This is a genomic window from Paenibacillus sp. MDMC362 (assembly GCF_003269305.1).
Lineage (GTDB): Bacteria > Bacillota > Bacilli > Paenibacillales > Paenibacillaceae > Paenibacillus_AQ.
This window is the reverse complement of the sequence record NZ_QLYT01000014.1, coordinates 251,228-270,239: the sequence shown is the minus strand read 5'-3', so window position 1 is coordinate 270,239 and position 19,012 is coordinate 251,228. Positions and strand designations below refer to the sequence as shown.

At 51.4% G+C, this 19,012-nt stretch carries 15 protein-coding genes; 12 read left to right on the top strand and 3 right to left on the bottom strand.

Annotation, left to right across the window (positions count from 1 at the left end; all coding sequences use genetic code 11):
- Positions 1 to 625: 625 nt before the first annotated feature.
- The 4 genes from abc-f to DP091_RS06940 all read left to right on the top strand — a co-directional run bounded on the left by abc-f (position 626) and on the right by DP091_RS06940 (position 8,650).
- A complete protein-coding gene (abc-f, locus tag DP091_RS06955) occupies positions 626 to 2,494 on the top strand; it encodes a ribosomal protection-like ABC-F family protein (protein WP_113057641.1) in 1,869 nt (622 codons plus the stop codon).
- 450 nt (positions 2,495 to 2,944) lie between these two features.
- Complete coding sequence (pheS, locus tag DP091_RS06950; RefSeq protein ID WP_113057640.1) at positions 2,945 to 3,979, top strand: phenylalanine--tRNA ligase subunit alpha; 1,035 nt, start codon at positions 2,945 to 2,947, stop codon at positions 3,977 to 3,979.
- Between the two features lie 29 nt (positions 3,980 to 4,008).
- A complete protein-coding gene (gene pheT / locus DP091_RS06945) occupies positions 4,009 to 6,459 on the top strand; it encodes a phenylalanine--tRNA ligase subunit beta (RefSeq protein ID WP_113057639.1) in 2,451 nt (816 codons plus the stop codon).
- 259 nt (positions 6,460 to 6,718) lie between these two features.
- Entirely contained in the window at positions 6,719 to 8,650 is a 1,932-nt protein-coding gene (locus tag DP091_RS06940) for a cell division protein ZapA (protein ID WP_113057638.1), read from the top strand.
- Positions 8,651 to 8,738: 88 nt separating this feature from the next.
- On the opposite strand, the gene DP091_RS06935 is transcribed toward DP091_RS06940, so the two are convergent.
- Positions 8,739 to 9,125 (bottom strand): cupredoxin domain-containing protein, encoded by a 387-nt coding sequence (locus tag DP091_RS06935; RefSeq protein WP_113057637.1) that lies wholly within the window; start codon positions 9,123 to 9,125, stop codon positions 8,739 to 8,741.
- Between the two features lie 297 nt (positions 9,126 to 9,422).
- Positions 9,423 to 9,779, bottom strand: coding sequence for a phage holin family protein (locus tag DP091_RS06930; RefSeq protein WP_113057636.1), 357 nt, complete (start codon positions 9,777 to 9,779; stop codon positions 9,423 to 9,425).
- Between the two features lie 155 nt (positions 9,780 to 9,934).
- Between DP091_RS06930 and DP091_RS06925 the strand changes: the two genes are divergently transcribed.
- From DP091_RS06925 to DP091_RS06910, 4 genes are all read left to right on the top strand, one after another.
- Positions 9,935 to 12,304 carry an endonuclease MutS2 gene (locus DP091_RS06925; protein WP_113057635.1) on the top strand — a complete coding sequence of 790 codons (2,370 nt, stop codon included), beginning with the start codon at positions 9,935 to 9,937 and terminating at the stop codon, positions 12,302 to 12,304.
- Positions 12,305 to 12,424: 120 nt separating this feature from the next.
- Entirely contained in the window at positions 12,425 to 12,844 is a 420-nt protein-coding gene (locus DP091_RS06920) for a DUF350 domain-containing protein (protein ID WP_113057634.1), read from the top strand.
- A gap of 160 nt (positions 12,845 to 13,004) precedes the next feature.
- Entirely contained in the window at positions 13,005 to 13,562 is a 558-nt protein-coding gene (locus DP091_RS06915) for a hypothetical protein (protein ID WP_113057633.1), read from the top strand.
- Between the two features lie 119 nt (positions 13,563 to 13,681).
- Positions 13,682 to 14,908, top strand: a complete 1,227-nt coding sequence (locus DP091_RS06910; RefSeq protein WP_373456900.1) for an MFS transporter — start codon at positions 13,682 to 13,684, stop codon at positions 14,906 to 14,908.
- A gap of 144 nt (positions 14,909 to 15,052) precedes the next feature.
- On the opposite strand, the gene DP091_RS06905 is transcribed toward DP091_RS06910, so the two are convergent.
- Positions 15,053 to 16,279: an NAD(P)/FAD-dependent oxidoreductase gene (locus DP091_RS06905; RefSeq protein ID WP_113057631.1), complete on the bottom strand. Its 1,227-nt coding sequence runs from the start codon at positions 16,277 to 16,279 to the stop codon at positions 15,053 to 15,055.
- Positions 16,280 to 16,415: 136 nt separating this feature from the next.
- Between DP091_RS06905 and DP091_RS06900 the strand changes: the two genes are divergently transcribed.
- The 4 genes from DP091_RS06900 to DP091_RS06885 all read left to right on the top strand — a co-directional run bounded on the left by DP091_RS06900 (position 16,416) and on the right by DP091_RS06885 (position 18,992).
- Positions 16,416 to 16,652: a hypothetical protein gene (locus tag DP091_RS06900; protein WP_113057630.1), complete on the top strand. Its 237-nt coding sequence runs from the start codon at positions 16,416 to 16,418 to the stop codon at positions 16,650 to 16,652.
- 47 nt (positions 16,653 to 16,699) lie between these two features.
- A complete protein-coding gene (locus tag DP091_RS06895; protein WP_113057629.1) occupies positions 16,700 to 17,095 on the top strand; it encodes a spore coat protein in 396 nt (131 codons plus the stop codon).
- A 176-nt stretch (positions 17,096 to 17,271) separates the two neighbouring features.
- Positions 17,272 to 17,772: an Lrp/AsnC family transcriptional regulator gene (locus DP091_RS06890; RefSeq protein WP_071222693.1), complete on the top strand. Its 501-nt coding sequence runs from the start codon at positions 17,272 to 17,274 to the stop codon at positions 17,770 to 17,772.
- Positions 17,773 to 17,786: 14 nt separating this feature from the next.
- Entirely contained in the window at positions 17,787 to 18,992 is a 1,206-nt protein-coding gene (locus tag DP091_RS06885; protein WP_113057628.1) for an aminotransferase class I/II-fold pyridoxal phosphate-dependent enzyme, read from the top strand.
- The last annotated feature ends 20 nt before the right edge of the window (positions 18,993 to 19,012 follow it).

Sequence of the window (19,012 nt, the reverse complement as noted above, 5' to 3'; positions counted from 1 at the left end):
TGGTAGAACTCCAGCCTTCCAAGCTGGTAGCGTGGGTTCGATTCCCATCACCCGCTTACGTTAGAAACGGAAACCCTTGGTGACAAGGGTTTTTTGTTTTCTTTTTTTCGAATTGTGAATGGGACCAGTTAAACGAGGGATAGCAGGAAATCGAATATGTAGAAGTTCCCCTAATCAGCCCTTTTACTTCTTAAGAATATCTGTTATAATGGCCATAATTTCATTCCAAGAATGCGAGGTAACTTAGTCCAATGAAGTAAGACACCCTTTTCTCTAAAAACAACTGCATGTGGTTTGCAGGCGTTTCTCTACGGCGGTAGAGGGAGAGATTTGGCGTGTCTGAACAATGTGACTGGGGTACCTCTTTTTGTTATGTCGAAAGTGGTACTCTTATGCAAAACAATCACATATACGGAACGGATTGCAGCTTTCGCTGACAGCCGAGGGTATGGAGCCTTTCATCTCAATACCGTCAGGGCTGGCTTGGAATGATCAGCCGAAGGAAGTGTGCTGTGGCGCGCGTTCGTCCCGTTATTCAGTTCAGTACAAATCCTCTCTCATGATATCTGCCGCAGGCCATCGCTTGCGGTTTTTTAGTTTTTCCAAAGAGAGAGGATGAGGCGATATGACCATGATTCTAAAAGCAAAAGATATAAGTATGGAGCTCCAAGGAAGGCCGTTGTTTGAAGGCATTCAGCTGGAGGTGGCAGAAGGAGAGCGCATTGCGCTGTACGGGCGCAACGGCACCGGCAAAACCACGCTCCTCTCGATTCTGGCCGGCGAGCTGGAACCTGCTTCAGGCGTTGTGGAGACGATTCTCCCACGAGAGCGCTGGGGCTGGCTCAGGCAGCAGGATGAGCCGGACGAAACCGAGAGGAGTGCCATCGATACGGTGCGCAGCCGCAGTCACCCTTCGTTATGGCAGCTGAAGCTTCAGCTTGCCGGCGTCGAGCAGCAGATGAATGGCGGCAGCGCTGCAGAGATGGAATCATTGCTTGAGCAATATGGCAATCTGCTGGAGCGTTACGAGTCCCAGAACGGTTTCCAGTGGGAGACCGAGGTGGAGAAAGCGATGACGATGCTGGGCATCGGACCGGAGGTATGGCCTGTGTCTTACCGCGAGCTGAGCGGAGGCCAGAAGACGAAGGTCATGCTGTCAGGACTCCTTGTATCGGCACCGAAATTTTTACTGCTTGACGAGCCCACGAACCATCTGGACAGTGACAGCTTGGTCTGGCTGGAGCAGTGGCTGGTATCATCCTATAAAGGCACCGTGTTGTTTGTATCCCATGACAGGGAATTCATCGACCGGGTAGCAACCTCTGTATGTGAGCTGACCTCGGAGGAACTTCGGCGTTATCGGGGAGGATATACGGATTACCGCCGCGAAAAGGAGCGGGAGCTGCGCGAGCAGGAGACGCTTTACCGAAAGCAGGAGCTGGCCCGCAAAGCGCTGGAGGAATCGATCCGAAGATATGAGGAATGGTTCCATAAAGCGCATAACGCGGCCGGGGACGTGAATGACGTCAAGATTACCGCGAGCTTTTACAAGGCCAAGGCCAAGAAAAACATCTCAAGATATCATGCCAAGGAAAAAGCGTTGGAACGGCTGGAAGCAGAGCGGGTGGATAAACCGCGAAACGGTCCCAAGCTGAACATGGAGTTGGAAGGGGAGGCTTTCGGTGGCCGTACCCTCGTCCAAGTGAAGGATATCTGTTTTGGATACGGAGATCAGCAGCTTTTTAACAAGCTCACCTTCTATCTGAACCGCGGCGACCGCTTGGCCGTAAGAGGCCCTAACGGGAGCGGGAAAACGACACTGCTTAAGCTGCTTCTGGGCGAAATCGAACCGCATGAAGGCCGGATTACCCGTAATCCTTCTGTCAAGATCGGTTATTTCTCGCAGGAGCTGGAGGGGCTGGAGCCCGAAACCACGCTGCTTGACAGTCTGCTTGTCATTCCGGGAATGACGGAGAGCCGCGCACGTACTTTACTGGGTTCGTTCCTCTTCAGACGGGACGATGTGTTTAAGAAGATGGGGCAGCTGAGTATGGGAGAGAAGTGCAGAACGGCTTTTCTCAAGCTGTACTTCAGCGGTGCGCATCTGCTTGTGTTGGATGAACCCTCCAACTACCTGGATGTGGATACCCGCGAGGTCATTGAACAAGTACTCGTGAGTTTTCCCGGTGCGATTGCGCTCGTATCCCATGACCGGTATCTCGTGCGTAAAATCGCGAACCGACTGCTTACGCTGACGCCCGGGGAAGCTCCGGTTTGGTTCGAGGGAAGTATGGACGAGGAGGAAGAACAGGCCTCGCGGACCGGCGTGATCAAGGGAGATCCGGCGAAGGACAACCGGCGGATGGAACTCGAATACCGGATTCAGGAATTACTGGGCTTGTCAGCCGAAGATCTTGAACCCGGGGACGAGGGAAGCTGGCTTGCCGAGATCAGGGAGCTTCGCGCTGAGCTGGCTAGGCTTCAGTCTGAATAAGATCAGGGCTCGCGATTAAAATCAGCCGGATGGGGTTAAAATGGGGAAATGAAACTTGCCATATCCCGAAAGGTTGCATATAATAAACCCTATATATTTGCATATGTAACAAATGCGTCGATGGAGAAAAGTAGTCAGTGCCTCTTTACAGGGAAGGGATACCGTGGATTGAGAGTGTCCCTCAAAGAATCAGGCTGGTGAAGTTCGCTCCGGAGCAGTTCCCTGAACACGGCAAGCTGCCGGTCAGTAGGGGATAACGGGTCCGATTCGTTACGTCGGTCAAGTGAGCATGATAAGGCATACTCGTGGCTAAGGATTTTACCGCCTTAGTTAGGGTATGAAACATGTTAACAAGGGTGGTACCACGGTCTCTTCGTCCCTTTTCGGGAGGAGAGGCCTTTTTTGTTTTCATTACGATGATGGAGTTTACAAAGGGGTGTGCGAATAGCCATGAAGGAAAAATTAGAAGCATTAAAGCAGGAAGCATTGGCGCAATTGCAGGATGTTACCGATCCGCAGCAGCTGAACGATCTGCGGGTGAAATACCTTGGCAAAAAAGGGGCCTTGACGGAAATCCTGCGCGGAATGGGATCCCTGAGCGCAGAAGAGCGTCCTGTTATCGGCCAGGTGGCCAATGACGTTCGGGGCGCGATAGAGGAAGTCATCTCCGGCAAGCAGGAAGCATTCCTGCAGCAGGAAACCGAAGAGCGCCTGCGTGCAGAGAAGGTGGACGTAACCCTTCCGGGCCGCAGGCTCAGCCAAGGCGCTGTTCATCCATTGAGCAAGGTGATCCAGGATATCGAGGACATTTTTATCGGGATGGGTTACCGGGTAGCAGAAGGACCCGAGGTGGAAACGGACTACTTCAACTTCGAAGCGCTGAATCTGCCGAAGAATCACCCGGCACGTGACATGCAGGATTCCTTCTATTTGACGGAAGATCTGCTGATGCGTACACAGACATCCCCGGTTCAAGCCCGTACAATGCTGTCGATGCAAGGCAAAGCGCCTGTCAAAATCATCTGCCCGGGACGCGTGTTCCGCCGGGATGACGATGACGCGACTCATTCGTTTCAGTTCCACCAAATCGAAGGCCTGGTCATCGGCGAGAACATTCGCATGAGTGATCTGAAAGGAACGCTGCTGCAATTCGTGCAGGAGATGTTCGGCGATAACACGCAGATCCGTCTGCGTCCAAGCTTCTTCCCGTTCACGGAGCCAAGCGCGGAAGTGGACGTATCCTGTGTAAGATGCGGCGGCAGCGGCTGCCGCGTATGCAAGCAAACAGGGTGGCTTGAGATTTTAGGCTGCGGCATGGTTCATCCGAAGGTGCTTGAAATGGGCGGTTATGACCCTGAGAAGTACAGCGGCTTTGCTTTCGGTATGGGGGTTGAGCGGATTGCGATGCTGAAATACGGCGTGGATGACATCCGACACTTCTTCAACAACGATACAGCATTCTTGAATCAGTTCACGCGGATCTAATTTTAACGATAAAGGGAAGTGAATAGACAATGAGAGTTTCAACCGATTGGTTGTCCGATTATATTTCGCTCGAAGGTGTGACCTCAGAGGATTTGGCGAGCCGCATTACTTCGGCTGGTATTGAAATCGATGTGATCGAGAAACGGAATCAAGGCATTAACAAAGTGGTCGTAGGCTACGTTAAGAGCAAGGAGAAACATCCTGATGCAGACAAGCTGAATGTATGTATTGTGGATGCGGGTCAGGAAGAAGATCTCCAGATCGTGTGTGGAGCCAAAAATGTGGATGCGGGCCAGAAGGTGCCGGTGGCGCTTGTGGGCGCGAAGCTGCCTGGCGGTATGGATATCAAGAAGGCCAAGCTGCGCGGCGTGCTCTCCCAAGGCATGATCTGCTCGGCGAAGGAACTGGGCATGAATGACAAACTGCTGCCTAAAGAGCTGCAGGAAGGGATTCTGGTACTTCCGACGGATACGGAAATCGGCAAACCGATTGTGGATGTGCTGGGTCTGAACGATGAAATTTTGGAGCTGGATCTGACTCCGAACCGCTCCGATTGTCTCAGCATGCTGGGAGCAGCTTACGAAGTGAGCGCCATTCTGGGGCGTGAGCTCAGTCTTCCGAACCCGGAAAAGGAAATGCTGGAGGTTCAAGATGCAGCAGCCGATCATATCTCGGTTACGATTGGCGCTGACGAGCAGTGCAGCCATTATGCGGCACGCTTCATTACCGGTGTAAAGATCGGTCCTTCTCCGCTGTGGATGCAGAACCGCTTGATGGCGGCAGGCGTGCGCCCGATCAGTAATATCGTGGATATTACGAACTATGTGATGCTGGAATATGGCCAGCCGCTGCATGCTTTTGATGCCGATCAGCTGAAGGATGGCGCAGTTCACGTTCGTATGGCTGAAGCTGGCGAAACGATGGTGACGCTGGATGGCACGGAGCGTCGCCTGGAGCCGCATATGCTGGTGATTACAGCAGGCGGCAAGCCAGTGGCCTTGGCTGGCGTTATGGGCGGCCTGGAATCCGAAGTAACGGACAGCACGGTGAATATTTTCCTGGAATCGGCGAAATTCGATGGCGGCACCGTCCGCAAAACATCCCGCCAGCTTGGACTGCGTTCAGAGGCAAGCTCCCGCTTCGAGAAGGAAGTGGATCCCGCCGCAGTTATCCCTGCACTGAACCGTGCAGCGGCACTGATGGCGAAATATGCCGGCGGCGCTGTCCATCAGGGAATCGTCGAAGCAGGCAGTGCGGACACCGAGCCTACCGTCATTACTTTATCGCTGGAGAAGCTCAATCGTTATCTGGGAACGGAGCTGTCCCTGCTTGAGGTAAAAACGATCTTTGCCCGGTTGCATTTCCCTTGCGGAGATGCGGGCCAAGGATTGGTGGATGTTCAAGTGCCGTCCCGCCGCGGCGATATCGTGCTTGACGTAGACCTCATTGAAGAGGTGGCCCGTCTGCATGGATACGACAATATCCCGACAACGGCCATTGAAGGTCCGACGACACCGGGTTCATTGACCATCGCTCAGTCCATCCGCCGCTCGCTTCGCCGTTTGCTGACGCATAGCGGATTCCAGGAGGTTCTGGGTTATTCCTTCATCCACCCGCGGCAAGCGGAAATGTTCACTTCCCTGTCGTCAGACGGCACGGCGGTTAAGCTGGCCATGCCAATGAGCGAGGACCGCAGCGTCCTTCGCACCAGCTTGCTCCCACAGCTGCTGGATATCGCGGTGTATAACCATAACCGCAAGCAGCCGGATCTGGCTCTGTTTGAAATAGGGAACCTGTTCCATACGCATGAGAAGACGTTGACAAAGCAGCCGCTGGAGCGTCCTGTTCTCGGTTTGCTGCTGTCGGGACGCAAAGGCAGCAAGCAATGGAATGTCCAGCCGGCCAAAGTGGATTTCTTCGACTTGAAGGGTGCGCTCGAAACGGTGCTCGACTACCTTGGCATTCGCGTGGAAGATATCACTTACGAGGCTAACGGTCCGGTTGGCTTCCATCCGGGACGTTCCGCTTCCGTGTATGCGGGTCAAGGCGAGAATAAGCAGCTGCTAGGCGTACTTGGACAAATTCACCCGAAGACGCAGCAGGATCTGGATTTGGAAGATACTTATGCCGCCGAGATTCTGCTTGAGCCGCTGTATGATCTGACCAATGCTCGGGTCGTTTACCGCGATTTGCCTAGATTTCCGGGCATGGAACGAGATCTTGCCCTCGTAGTGAATGAGGAGGTTGAAGCCGGCTCCCTGATTCAAGTAATCAAGGAGAATGCAGGTGAGCTTCTGCAGCAGATTCAGGTGTTTGACGTCTTCACGGGCAGCAAGCTTGGAGAGGGCAAGAAGAGTGTTGCCATCTCCATGACGTACCGTCATCAGGAACGGACCCTGACCGATGAAGAGGTTGCCGGCGTCACGGAAAAAGCGGTTGCTGCCCTTCAGCAAACTTTTGGCGCAGAATTAAGAAAATAGCAGGAATTGTGAACGCCCGCATCGAATCCATTACATCAGGGATTCGATGCGGGCTTTTTTGCTCTAAATTGAACTGTGATTTGCATCAGGATGCCCGCAGGGTACATAATTATAAGCACAAAACTGTGTTATCATATACCAAACTTCGGTCTGTTTTCTTGAGGTTCGTCTACAGATGATATCTCATATATAATGAATGTAGAGAATAGACCATTTCAGACATCATAGAACCTACACATAATAGAAGGAGGGCACAATTTTGACTACATCGGACCGTAAAAGCGTTACCGTAGATATCTACGGAACTTCCTATAAACTCGTTGGCAGTAGCAGTGATTACACCAGACAGGTAGCGAATTATGTAGATGACCGCATGCGTACCATATCCAAGGCGCACTCTCGATTGGATACCCCGCGCATTGCAGTCCTAGCTGCGGTACATATGGCTGAAGAAGCTTTGCAGAAGCTGGAGTTTCAGAATGAGGCCAAGAAGATGACGGCCGAGCGGAATGAACTGCGCACGGAACTTGCCAAGGTGCAAGGACTTCAAATTGAGCAGCAGGAGAGACATCGTCAGCAGCTGGAGCAGTTGGAGCGCAAGCTGGCGGAGCAGACAACACTGGCTGAGGAATACAGGAAGTCCAAGGAGAATCTAACCGCGGAGTCAGAGCGTACGAAGGAATTGCTCCAGAAGGAATCGGACCGCGTGGCGGAACTGCTGAAGGAGAAACAGCAGCTTGAGGCGCGTCTTAAGGAGCAGCGTGAGAAGCTGGAGAGCGGCCATAAGCAGTCTATTGAAGAAATGAAGCGCCGCTATGAAGGGCAAATTTCGCAGCTGACGCTCACTCATAAGCAGGCCATCGAGAAGCTGGAACAGAGTCAACGGACTTCTGCGAAGCAGGCTGAAGAGAAGCTGGCTGAGCAATTGAAGAAACAGGAGAGCATCTACAAACAAGAGGAGCTCCTGAAGGAGCAGCAGCACTCGAAAACCGTGCAGGATATGGAGCAGAAGTATACAAAGACGGTGCAGGATCTGGAACAGAAGTATACGAAAACCGTCCAGGATCTCGAGAAGCAGCTTGCCGAGCAGCGAACGAGCGGCGGGCAGCTTCAATCACGCTTGTCGTCCGCCCAGAAGGAACTCGGTACTGTAAAAGCGGAATCGGACAAGCTGAAGGAAGCGCTCCAATCGTCCAGACAGCAAGCCGAAGCCTCTTCGCAGGAATTGCGTTCCTTCCGTACGAAGGCGGAAGGGCTGACGAAGGAGCTCGAAGGACTGAAGCAGGAATCTGCCAAGTCGGAGGAGGAACGCCGTCGTCTGCAAAAACTTGTGGTGGATGCGAATCAGACCTCTCGCAAACAGCAGGAAGAGCTGCAGCGTCTAAGCAGCGAGCTTCAATCCTGGCGTACGCTGGCTGATCAGCGCAAAGAGGAAACCGGCGAGCTGGAGATGCGAATTGTCGAGCTTATGGAAGCGAACGAGAGCCTGGAAGAAGGAATGAAGGGACTCCAGGATGAAATCCAGGTCATGAAGGACGAAGCTGACCGAAGCCTGTCCGAGCGCCGAAGTGCCCAAGAGGAATTGAAGGAACTGCAGCTTCGCCATGAAGAATTGGAGAAGCTCACGAAGGAAGCTGGAACCCGAGAGGAAGAGACCAACAAACTGTACGCCATGCTGGAAGAAGAATACGATACGGTGTCGAATCAGCTGGATGAGCTTCGGAAGAAGGCAGCTGCTAGTGAAGAGCGCGCACGTGAACTCGCCGAGCAGCTGAGAGATTCAGAGGAACGCGCCGTTCAGTGGCAGGAGCAACACCAGCAATGGATGGCGGAACGGGAGCAGCTTGCCAAGGACAGCGAGAAGCTGGCCGCCGAGCGCGATGAGTGGAAACGAACCAAGCTTGCTCTCGAAGAAGAGCTCCAGTCCTGGCAGCAGGAAATTGCATCCGCACGCCAAGCTTGTGAGCGTCTGGAAGACGAGAAAAGTGAAGCGGCACAGCAGTATTCCGATTTAGGTGAACAGTATGAGCTGGTTATGCACCAGTATCGACTGCTCCAGGCAGAACAGGAAATGAAGGCGGAGCAATCTGCGCAGCTTGAAGAAGAACACCGTAAGCTGAAGGAAGAATATGCGAAGCTCCAAGTTGAATATAATGAGTGGATCGAGTTGATTGAGCAGGATCAGCGTTAGGCCATGGCGAAGATGTGAACCTGAAAAAACCTCCGGACTAGGCAGAGGATACTCTGGCGATCCGGAGGTTTATTTCGTGAGAGATCTGCTATTCTTCGACGATAAGTTTGGAGATCATTTTGCTGTGACCCGCCCCACACATAATGGAACACGAAACTTCGAATTCTCCCGCCTCATCCGGCGTAACGACAGTGGAGTTGTTTTTACGGTCCAGCTGCAGGCCAAGCGCAGGAATCATAACGCCATGGTTGCCGTCTTCGTTTTCGTAAGTGATCTTGACGGGCACACCTTTCTTGAGCCGATATTCCTCTTGGTCGAATTGAAAATTGGTGCCCTTAATGACGAGTTCAGCTTCCGGTGCTACGCCGGTATCCGTGATCCCGGAACCTCCCTGGGACTCTTTCTGGTCTTCGCCGCAGGCAGCCAATACAAAAAGGAGCATACATGAAACAAGTAAAGCTATGCCTTTTTTCACTATAACCTCTCCTGACTATGAAATAATTGTGAAATATATTTTCCAATCTTTATGATAGCGCAGAAAAAGAGTGGATGCACATACGTGTTATGAAAAATTGGTGAACGTGAACGGTTTAAACGATGATACGCATTTACTTTATAATATAGGAGAAGTTGGAAATAGAAAAATGGGTTGTGCCCAAAATGAAAACCCCCTGCGCATATTGCAACAGAGGGCTAATGTGGAGTAATGCAGCTGCCGATCGGTTCGTTTCAGGAAGTTTCAGAGGAATCCTCTAACAGTAGGGACGTTCTTCTATTTACGGGTTCTGCCTGCTTCAAAAGGGGTGGAAATCGGAATGAACAGATCGATGATCCCGATGACCAGTGCAGCAAGCAAAGCGCCCAATACGGAGACGCTGACGCCTCCAACGATGAATTGGGCAAGGTAAATCACGAGCGCGCTCACTAGGAAGCCCACGATGCCACGTCCAAAAGGCGTGACTTTTTTGCCGAAAATGCCCTCAATAGCCCAACCAATCAGGGCGATAACGAGCGCAAGCAACAGGGCGCTTCCGAATCCGCCAACGGTGAATTGGGGGACAATCCATCCGACAACCATAAGAACGAGTGCGGCAACGATAAATCGAACAACGTGCCCGAGAAATTGCATGGTACCTGCCTCCTTAGAATAAGACTGGAATGTTACGCAGAATTTATTTTGTTCAATAGGACCGTCGGTTATGTGTGGAAGGATTTTGATTCCTTGGCGATTTCCCGTCAGGTTCGATATAATATATGCATTGATTGAGAGGAGTTGTGAACTTCTTGAATGACAAGATTTTGCAAACTTTAGAATACCGGAAAATTTTAAATACATTAACCCAGTACACGCAAACCTCCATGGGAAGTGCAAGAGCTGAAAAGTTAATGCCTGAAACCGACCTGGAGGCTGTAAAGGATCTGCTTGCGGCTACCGATCAGGCCTACACCGTAGACAGGCTCAAGGGAAATCCGTCTTTTCGCGGGATTTCCGATATCAACGATGCTTTGAAGCGGGCCAGAATCGGAGGGACGCTAAGTCCCCATGAATTGCTGGCTACGTCGAATACGATTCATGGATCACGTCGAATCAAGCGGTTTATTGCGGCGATTCATGAAGACGAGAAGATTGAGATCCTCTACAATCTGAGTGATCTTATTTCGGAGCAAAAGCCCCTGGAAGATGCCATTCGGCTGTGTATTGATGATGCTGCTGAGGTTCTTGACTCCGCAAGCGCTGAGCTTTCCCAGATCCGGAGGGAGCTGAGGGGCGGAGAAGTTCGCATTCGCGAGAAATTGGAGTCCATGATTCGATCGCAATCCGTGGCGAAGATGCTCCAGGACCAGTTAATTACGATACGCGGGGACCGTTTTGTCATCCCCGTTAAAGCGGAATATCGCTCGCATTTTGGCGGTATCGTGCACGACCAGTCCGGGTCAGGCGCGACGCTGTTTATTGAGCCGGAATCCATCGTAGCCATGAACAACAAGCTGCGCGAGACGCGAATGCGGGAAGAGCGGGAGATCGAAGTGATTTTGCAGAAGCTGACCGCCCAGGTCGGCGAACAGGCTGAGCTGCTGTCCATTGACTTGGATCTGATCGGCCAGCTCGACTTTATTTTTGCCAAGGCTCGTTTGGCCCATGTCATGAAGGCTTCTCTGCCAAGAATGAATGACAGAGGCTATATTAAGCTGCGTAAAGGCCGACATCCGCTGATCCCGGCGGATCAGGTTGTGCCGCTTGATGTGGAATTGGGCAATTCCTATACATCCATCATCGTCACGGGTCCGAATACCGGCGGTAAGACGGTTACGCTCAAAACGATCGGGTTATTAAACCTGATGGCGATGTCCGGGCTCTTTATTCCAGCTGAAGAAGGCAGCCAGATGTGCGTGTTTGATGCGATCTACGCGGACATCGGTGATGAGCAAAGTATTGAGCAGAGCCTCAGTACCTTCTCCAGCCATATGACGAATATCATCCGAATATTAAGCCAGATGACGCCGAAGAGTCTGGTGCTGCTTGATGAGGTTGGAGCGGGGACCGACCCTGCGGAGGGTTCGGCCCTTGCGATTTCCATCCTGGAGCATATCCACCGCATGGGCTGCCGCATGATTGCGACGACGCACTATTCAGAATTGAAGGCTTATGCATATGAACGCAAAGGCGTGATTAACGCCAGCATGGAGTTCGATATCAATACCCTAAGCCCGACCTACCGGCTGCTGGTAGGCGTGCCTGGACGCAGTAATGCGTTTGCCATTGCAGAACGTTTGGGATTGCCGGGATCCATTCTGGAATTTGCCCGTGGCGAAGTCAAGGAAGAGGATCAACGGGTGGAGCATATGATTGCATCCCTCGAAGAGAATCGTCACACCGCGGAAGTAGAGCGTGAGAAGGCGGAGCAGGTTCGTAAGGAAATGGAGGACCTGCGTCTTCGTCACCAGCACGAGCTTCAGAAGCTGGAAGAGCAGAAGGACAAGCTGGTTGATAAAGCTCGTGCCGAGGCGAGACAGATCGTGGACAAGGCCCGGAGTGAGGCCGAGGAAATCATCGCTGATCTGCGCAAGATTGCCCAAGAAGAAGGGGCTTCCGTTAAGGAACATAAGCTGATTGCTGCCAGAAAGCGTTTGGACGATGCCGAACCGCAGCAAGGCAAGAAGGCGGGTGGCCAGCGTTCAGCGCAGCAGCAGCGCAGCATTGAGCCTGGAGACGAGGTTCGGGTACTCAGCCTGAATCAGAAAGGGCATGTCGTGGAAATGGCCGGCTCGAAGGAAGCGGTTGTTCAGCTCGGCATCATGAAGATGAAGGTGTCGCTGGATGATTTGGAGCTGCTGTTTAATCCGGCAGCAAACGCTAAGCAGGCGCCGAAACAGCATGCGACCGTCTTAAAGAGGACTCGCGATACCAACATCCGGAATGAGCTGGATTTAAGAGGCGCGAATCTGGAAGAAGCGCTGATTGAGGTGGATCGGTTCATTGATGAGGCATTTCTGGGGAACTTGGGTCAGATTTACATCATTCATGGCAAAGGCACCGGGATCTTGCGAACCGGAATTCAGGATTATTTGCGCAAGCACAAGCATGTTAAGAGTCATCGTTTAGGTAATTACGGCGAAGGCGGCAATGGCGTTACCATTGCCGAGTTGAAGTAAGGAAAGTAAGAAATCAGGAACCGTTTTCTCCTTCAATCGTATAACATATCATCATTGGGTTCAGAACGGCGGGATGCGAAAGGTGCCGCATCCCGTTTATATCAGGGAGGAAATAAGGTAATGACGGAAGCGATTGATCATTTGCTGACCCATCCACTCGGGGTGCTTGTCGGCTATTTCTCGGTTGCGATACTTGCACTTATTGTTTACTTGTATTGCTTTGAATTGGTTACCAAGTACAATTGCTGGGATGAAATACGAAAAGGAAATGTTGCCGCGGCCATGGCGACCGGCGGGAAGATCTTCGGCATCTGTAACGTGATGCGGTACAGCATAACGGCCAATCCGTCCATTTATGGCATGATTAAATGGTCGTTCTTCGGGTTTATACTGCTTTTATTGGCTTATTGGTTGCTTGAGTTCTTGACGCCTGTGTTTTCGGTCGATGAAGAGATTGGCAAGGATAACCGAGCAGTGGGCTTGATCGTACTTCTTATCACCGTATCTTTATCTTACATTATTGGAGCGAGCATCATTTAAGGGCTTCGGGAGGAAAAGGACGATGAAATATTTACCGCGGATATTGTTTGCGGCCGCCTTGATTTTTTTTGTGGCGGGTATTGTATACTTGATGTCTCAATAAAAATAAAGTTAACAGGGCCATCCATGGCCGTTTGAATAAGAAAGGGATGAATGATCGATGGAACCGACGGTTTGCCCATGGTGCCAAAGTGAGATTGTGTGGGATGAAGAGATAGGTCCCGAAGATACCTGTCCTCATTGTGCGAATGAGCTGAAAGGCTACCGCACATTGAATATCGCATTGGAAGACGAGGAAACACAGGACGATCCGGAGGAATATGAAGAGGATTATGAGGCTTCCGATGAGGAGGCAGGTGATCTTCAACGTATTTGGGGATCCGACCATGAATCGCTGTCCTCGCTTCGTACCGTGGATAAGTACGGGGAGGATCACGACCTATTTGCATTTGAGGAGACCGTAGAGGGGATTCTGGACCAGCAAGAGGAGGTTCCCGAGTGCTTGCATTGCCGGGAGTATATGCTTCATGCCGGAACGCAGCACGTGAGCGGGGAAGGCTTTCAGCCGGTTCACGCAGCCTTGATTCAAGGCCCTATCCTTCAGCCGCCATATGATTTAAACGTATATGTGTGCCCTGGATGCTTCCATGTACAGTATAATCTGGCAGAGAATGACCGGCTTCGGATGATCAAGAGTTTTATCCATAAAAAGGAATAGAGTTACGGAAAGGCGCTGTGTGCCGATCCGCGCGAACTTAAGGAAACTGCTATCGGCGGTTTCCTTTTTTTTGTTCATGAAGTGGGGATTCAAGGGGTAAAATACCTTGGACTTCAAGTGTGAAGGCGAGGGAGGAACTGTATATGAAATTGACAAAGGACCCCCAGGCTATACTTCTGTTATCAGTTCATGGGTTGTTTATCTTATCGAGTGCATTGTCGGGTACGTTCCTCAACGTATACCTATGGAAAAGCCGCCAGGATTATACGATGCTGGGTTGGTTCACGATTGCTCAGCAGGTCGCGTTGGGCTTGACGTTCTGGGCCGCCGGCAAATGGGTGAAGGAGCATAACAAAATGAATGCGCTTCGCCTGGGAATTGCAGTTTCCGGCCTGTTTTATTTGTGCGTTCTGTGGGCAGGGCGGGACGCCGTCCATTATATTTGGCCTCTCGGTTTGCTGTTCGGCGTGTCATTAGGATTGTTCTGGTTAGCCTTTAATGTGGTCTATTTTGAGGTTTCGAGCGCGGAGAATCGGGACTGGTTTAATGGCTGGATCGGACTCCTGGGCTCCATTACGGGGATTATCGGCCCGTGGCTGGCGGGCTGGGTCATCACGATGATGCATGGGGATCAAGGTTATCGGTTTATTTTCACCGTATCGATGGTCATCTTCGCCGTGACGGTGGTGCTGAGCTTTTTTCTGCGAAAACGGCCGGTCCAAAGCGGCTATCATTGGCTGGAGGGGTTGAGCAGGCTCAAGGAGGGCGGCGTATGGAAATACGCGGTATTCGGCTTGGCCGTTCAGGGAATCAGGGAAGGGGTGTTTTCCTTTCTCATTACGCTCCTTGTTTTTGTGGCGACGGATCAGGAATCGAAGCTGGGACAGTTTGCATTGATTACTTCGGCGGTTTCGCTGGTCAGCTACTGGGCCTGCGGGAAGTGGTTCAAGCCCAAATTCCGTAAAACCGGCATGCTGGTAGGTTCCATATTGATGCTGCTGGTCATTTTACCGCTGCTGTTTGCCGTCAACTATACGACGCTGTTGGTGCTGGGAATCGGGACGTCGCTGTTCATCCCGCTGTACATGATGCCGGCTATATCGGCCAGCTTTGATCTTATGGGAGTGAATCATGAAAACGTGGAGAAGCGGGTGGAACTGGTCGTGCTGCGGGAGCTCAGTCTAACCATAGGCCGAATTACGGGTCTGCTGGTGTTTATTCTTGTCCTGTCATTTAGACAGGACACGTTAACGGTGACGTTGCTGCTGTTGTTCCTGGGAGCGTCCCCTATCGGATCGTGGCTGTTTATACGAAAGCTGTTCCCTTCCAAAGGTCAAATCACCTAGACCCCAATCACATTCCTCGGTCAAAGAATCCGCTAGCCTACGAACGGTTTGCTGATCAAATCGACTGCGTAAGAGCGCAATCCGTACACGCAAAGAAGGTATCTCCAAGGCTGCATGGGCTGCTTGGAGATACCTTCTATTATTTTATGTCATCTTAAGGTCCATTGGCCGTGTCAGGGAGAACCATTTCAGTTCTTCGGGTTCACGGCCTCCAATCGTCTCGCCCAGCAGATCCGCCGCGATCATGCTGTATACGGTCCCGTTTCCGCCATACACCTCGATAAAGTAGCTGTGCGGATATTTCGGATGTCTGCCGATCAGCGGGATGCCGTCTTTGGTTGTGGCAAATACGCCGGCCCAACTGCAAGCGATTCTCAAATCCGTCATATGGGGGAACAGCTGATGAATTTCATTTAACAATCTCCGGCTTCTTGGTTCAGCGTACTCGTCTGGTTTGCCGGAAGGAGGCAGCGGCTCATCCAGCCCTCCGGCTATGATTCGCTGATCCGCCGTTGTCCGGAAATAGAGATAAGGGCGATTTGTTTCCCATATGAATGCGCGCTCATACCATGAAGACAGATCGGATACCGGCTCTGTCAGGATGGCATAGGTGTTGAGCAGCTCCGCTTGATAATCAGGCTTCCATTCCTGGGTGCTATACCCGGTGGCCCAGATGATGTTCCTGGCCAGAACGCTTCCTTGATCGGTGAAGACGGTGACATCGCTATCGGTATACCGAGTTTCTTTCACTTCGCTATTTTCGTAAACTCGCAGCCCACGATCGCTGGCATCTTGGAGAAGATTATGCCCGAAACGGTAAGGATCGATTTCGGCATCCCCGCGGGCATAGATGGCCGCTTCTTTTGAGAACGGGAAATTAGCCTTCACATGCTCGCGGTCCCAGTATTCCACATCGAAGTCCTTCCGTTTGAGCAGGTCATACTCATGCCGAATCATGCCGACATCTTGGGGGGTACTGGCATAGTAGAGGCTGCTTCGGGTGATCAGGCCGGAATCCCTGGACAGATGATTTGCGATTTCGGTAATCCGGCGTACCGCATGTCTGCACATCATGTAGAAGGAGGAAGCCCGTTGTTCATCAAATTGTTGGATCAGATCAGATAGGGGGCAGTCGTTAGAAAATTGCAAGAGCCCCGAATTGGCGGATGTGCTGCCTTCGCATACGCGTTTTTTCTCCAGTAGGACGGTGTCCACGCCTTGCATGGTCAGCACATAGGCCATCAGCGCCCCGCTTATACCGCCGCCGATTATGAGCACGTCACAGCTGAGCTGTTCCGACAGACCGGGGTATTTTTTTACAGGTTCAGTGTTTAAATATTTCCAGGGCGTTATTCCGCCGGTCAGTAACATGTTCCTCACCCCCTCATTGTCACATCATTGTTAGTTTGGACGTTCCTTTCGTTTTTCATGACATCTCACGACATAGATTTTTATATAGGTGGCATACTAGCTCCTGTGCAAACTAAACGGAAAGGGGAACACAATGATGCTACCTAATCAGCAATTACAGCCTCTAACCTCAAAGGAACTTGACTATATTGCGGATTGCATCTCCAACGAAGCCATGCTGGCCAAGCATTGTGCCGCGACAGCCGCAGCCAGCCAGAATCCAGCGATCCAGCAGGCGCTGCTGGGATTCGTAAAACGCCATGAGCAGCATCTGGACACATTGGTGAACGCTCTGCAGATTCACAGCAATATCGCGCCGACGCAGCCTCAATAAGAGGAGATGTACAGACCAGGAAGCAAAATGTTAAGGAGGAACGACTTATGGTAACCCCTAATGGATCTTCATACCTGCCCGAAGAGGATATGCTTAGCCCTATTCTGGGAGAGCTGAAGCGTGCCGTTCGAGAGTATACAACAGCCACGACGGAAGCCTCTTGCCCTGAGGTACGCCAAATGTTTACGGATTTGACCGCGGATACACTGAGACTGCAAGGCGAGTTTTTTAATATGATGAAGCAGCAGAACATGTATACCGCGCCTCGGCATGCATTGAAATACGATGTGGACAAGCAGTATAAGCAAGCGCAGCAGGCGCTGCAAAAAACTCGGGAAACCATCAACCAAAAAACTTCCAGCATGGGCGCGTTCGCGCATCACCCGAATGTAGCGCCGCATGCCACCAATGTAGCACCTTCATCTAATAATGTAACCCAATGATCCCATGGTTAACTCAATCTATAAGCCGATGATCCCCGCAGCCGTCGCTGCAGGCATGCATCGGTATTTTTTTTTGCACATCCCGTGTAAGTTATTGTAATATAAGTATTAATCTCTGTTCCGATATATCATGCTATAAGAACGGTTATTCGGAATAAGTGCTGGAGGATACGTATATGGAAGAGCTTAGCGAATTGAAACTGAAGGTGCTTGATCTGCTGAAAGAAGACGCGAGAAGATCGCCGGCTCTGCTCTCTACTCTACTCGGTGTAGATGAGGAAGAAGTAAAGACCTCCATTGCGGAGCTTGAACGAGATCACGTCATTGTTAAGTATGCGACCGTAGTCAACTGGGGCAAGGTGGAAGACGAGAAGGTTACGGCGCTGATCGAGGTTCAAATTACACCTGAGCGCGGAAGAGGCTTTGAAGGAATTGCGGAACGGATTTATTTATTCCCGCAGGTGAAGTCGGTCTATCTTATGTCTGGCGCCTACGACTTGCTGGTTGAAGTGGAAGGCGGAAACTTGCGTGAGGTGGCGAACTTTGTTTCGGAAAAGCTGTCACCTATCGATTCTGTACTATCGACCAAAACGAATTTTATTTTGAAAAAATATAAACAAGACGGGATTATCTTTGAAGAGCGTCAAGAAGACAATCGTCTCCTGATCTCGCCGTAAAGGAAGCGTGTGCTATGATTGTGAATGAACAGCAGCTTGCAGAAAATAACAGGAAATCGATGAGCTCCTATTTGGCGCCTAGGGTCAGGGACATTCAGCCCTCCGGAATTCGGAAGTTTTTTGATCTCGTTAGTGGAAATAAGGATATTATCACACTTGGCGTCGGCGAGCCTGATTTCGTAACGCCGTGGCATGTACGAGAAGCCTGCGTATATTCATTGGAGCGCGGGTTTACAGGATATACGTCCAATGCCGGTATGCCTGAACTGCGGGAGGCGATCGCGGAATATTTGAACGACAGTTTCCACGTGAACTATAATCCTGCCAATGAAATGATCGTAACCGTAGGCGGCAGTGAAGCGATTGATCTGGCGCTGCGTGCCTTGATTGTTCCCGGAGATGAAATTCTGATCCCCGAGCCGTGTTACATTTCATACTCGCCGATTGCTTCAATCGGTGGCGGGGTGCCCGTTGGTATTGAAACGACGGCAGAGCATCAATTCAAACTGACGGCCGAGGCGCTCGAAGCGCAAATCACCCCCAAATCAAAGATTTTGATTCTGTGTTACCCGAGCAATCCAACAGGAGCGATCATGACTTATGAGGATTGGCTGCCCATTGCAGAAGTAGTGGAAAAACACGATCTGATTGTGATCTCCGATGAAATCTATGCTGAGCTCACGTATGAAGGCAAGCACGTCAGCTTTGCCTCGATGCCAGGCATGATGGACCGTACCATCCTGGTGAGCGGCTTCTCGAAGGCATTTGCTATGACAGGTTGGCGTATGGGGTATGTGTGTGCTCATTCGGATCTGATCGGCGCCATGCTGAAAATCCACCAGTATACGGTCATGTGTGCACCCGCAATGGGGCAAGTCGCCGCGCTCGAAGCATTGCGTAACGGCATGGGGGAAAAGGATCGAATGGTTGAATCCTATAACCAGCGGCGCAGGCTCGTGGTTCAAGGGCTGCGCGAGATCGGTTTGGATTGCCACGAGCCACAGGGAGCGTTCTACGCATTCCCGAGCATCAAGCGAACGGGACTCGGCTCGGATGAATTTGCCCAGCGCTTGCTGACCGAGGCGAAAGTGGCTGCCGTACCGGGCACCGCATTCGGTCTTGGCGGGGAAGGATTCATTCGCTGCTCATATGCTACATCCATTGCCCAACTGAATGAGGCCTTGGAGAGAATGGGCAATTTTGTGGAAAAAATAAAGTAGGCAAGGAAATCGTTGAACTT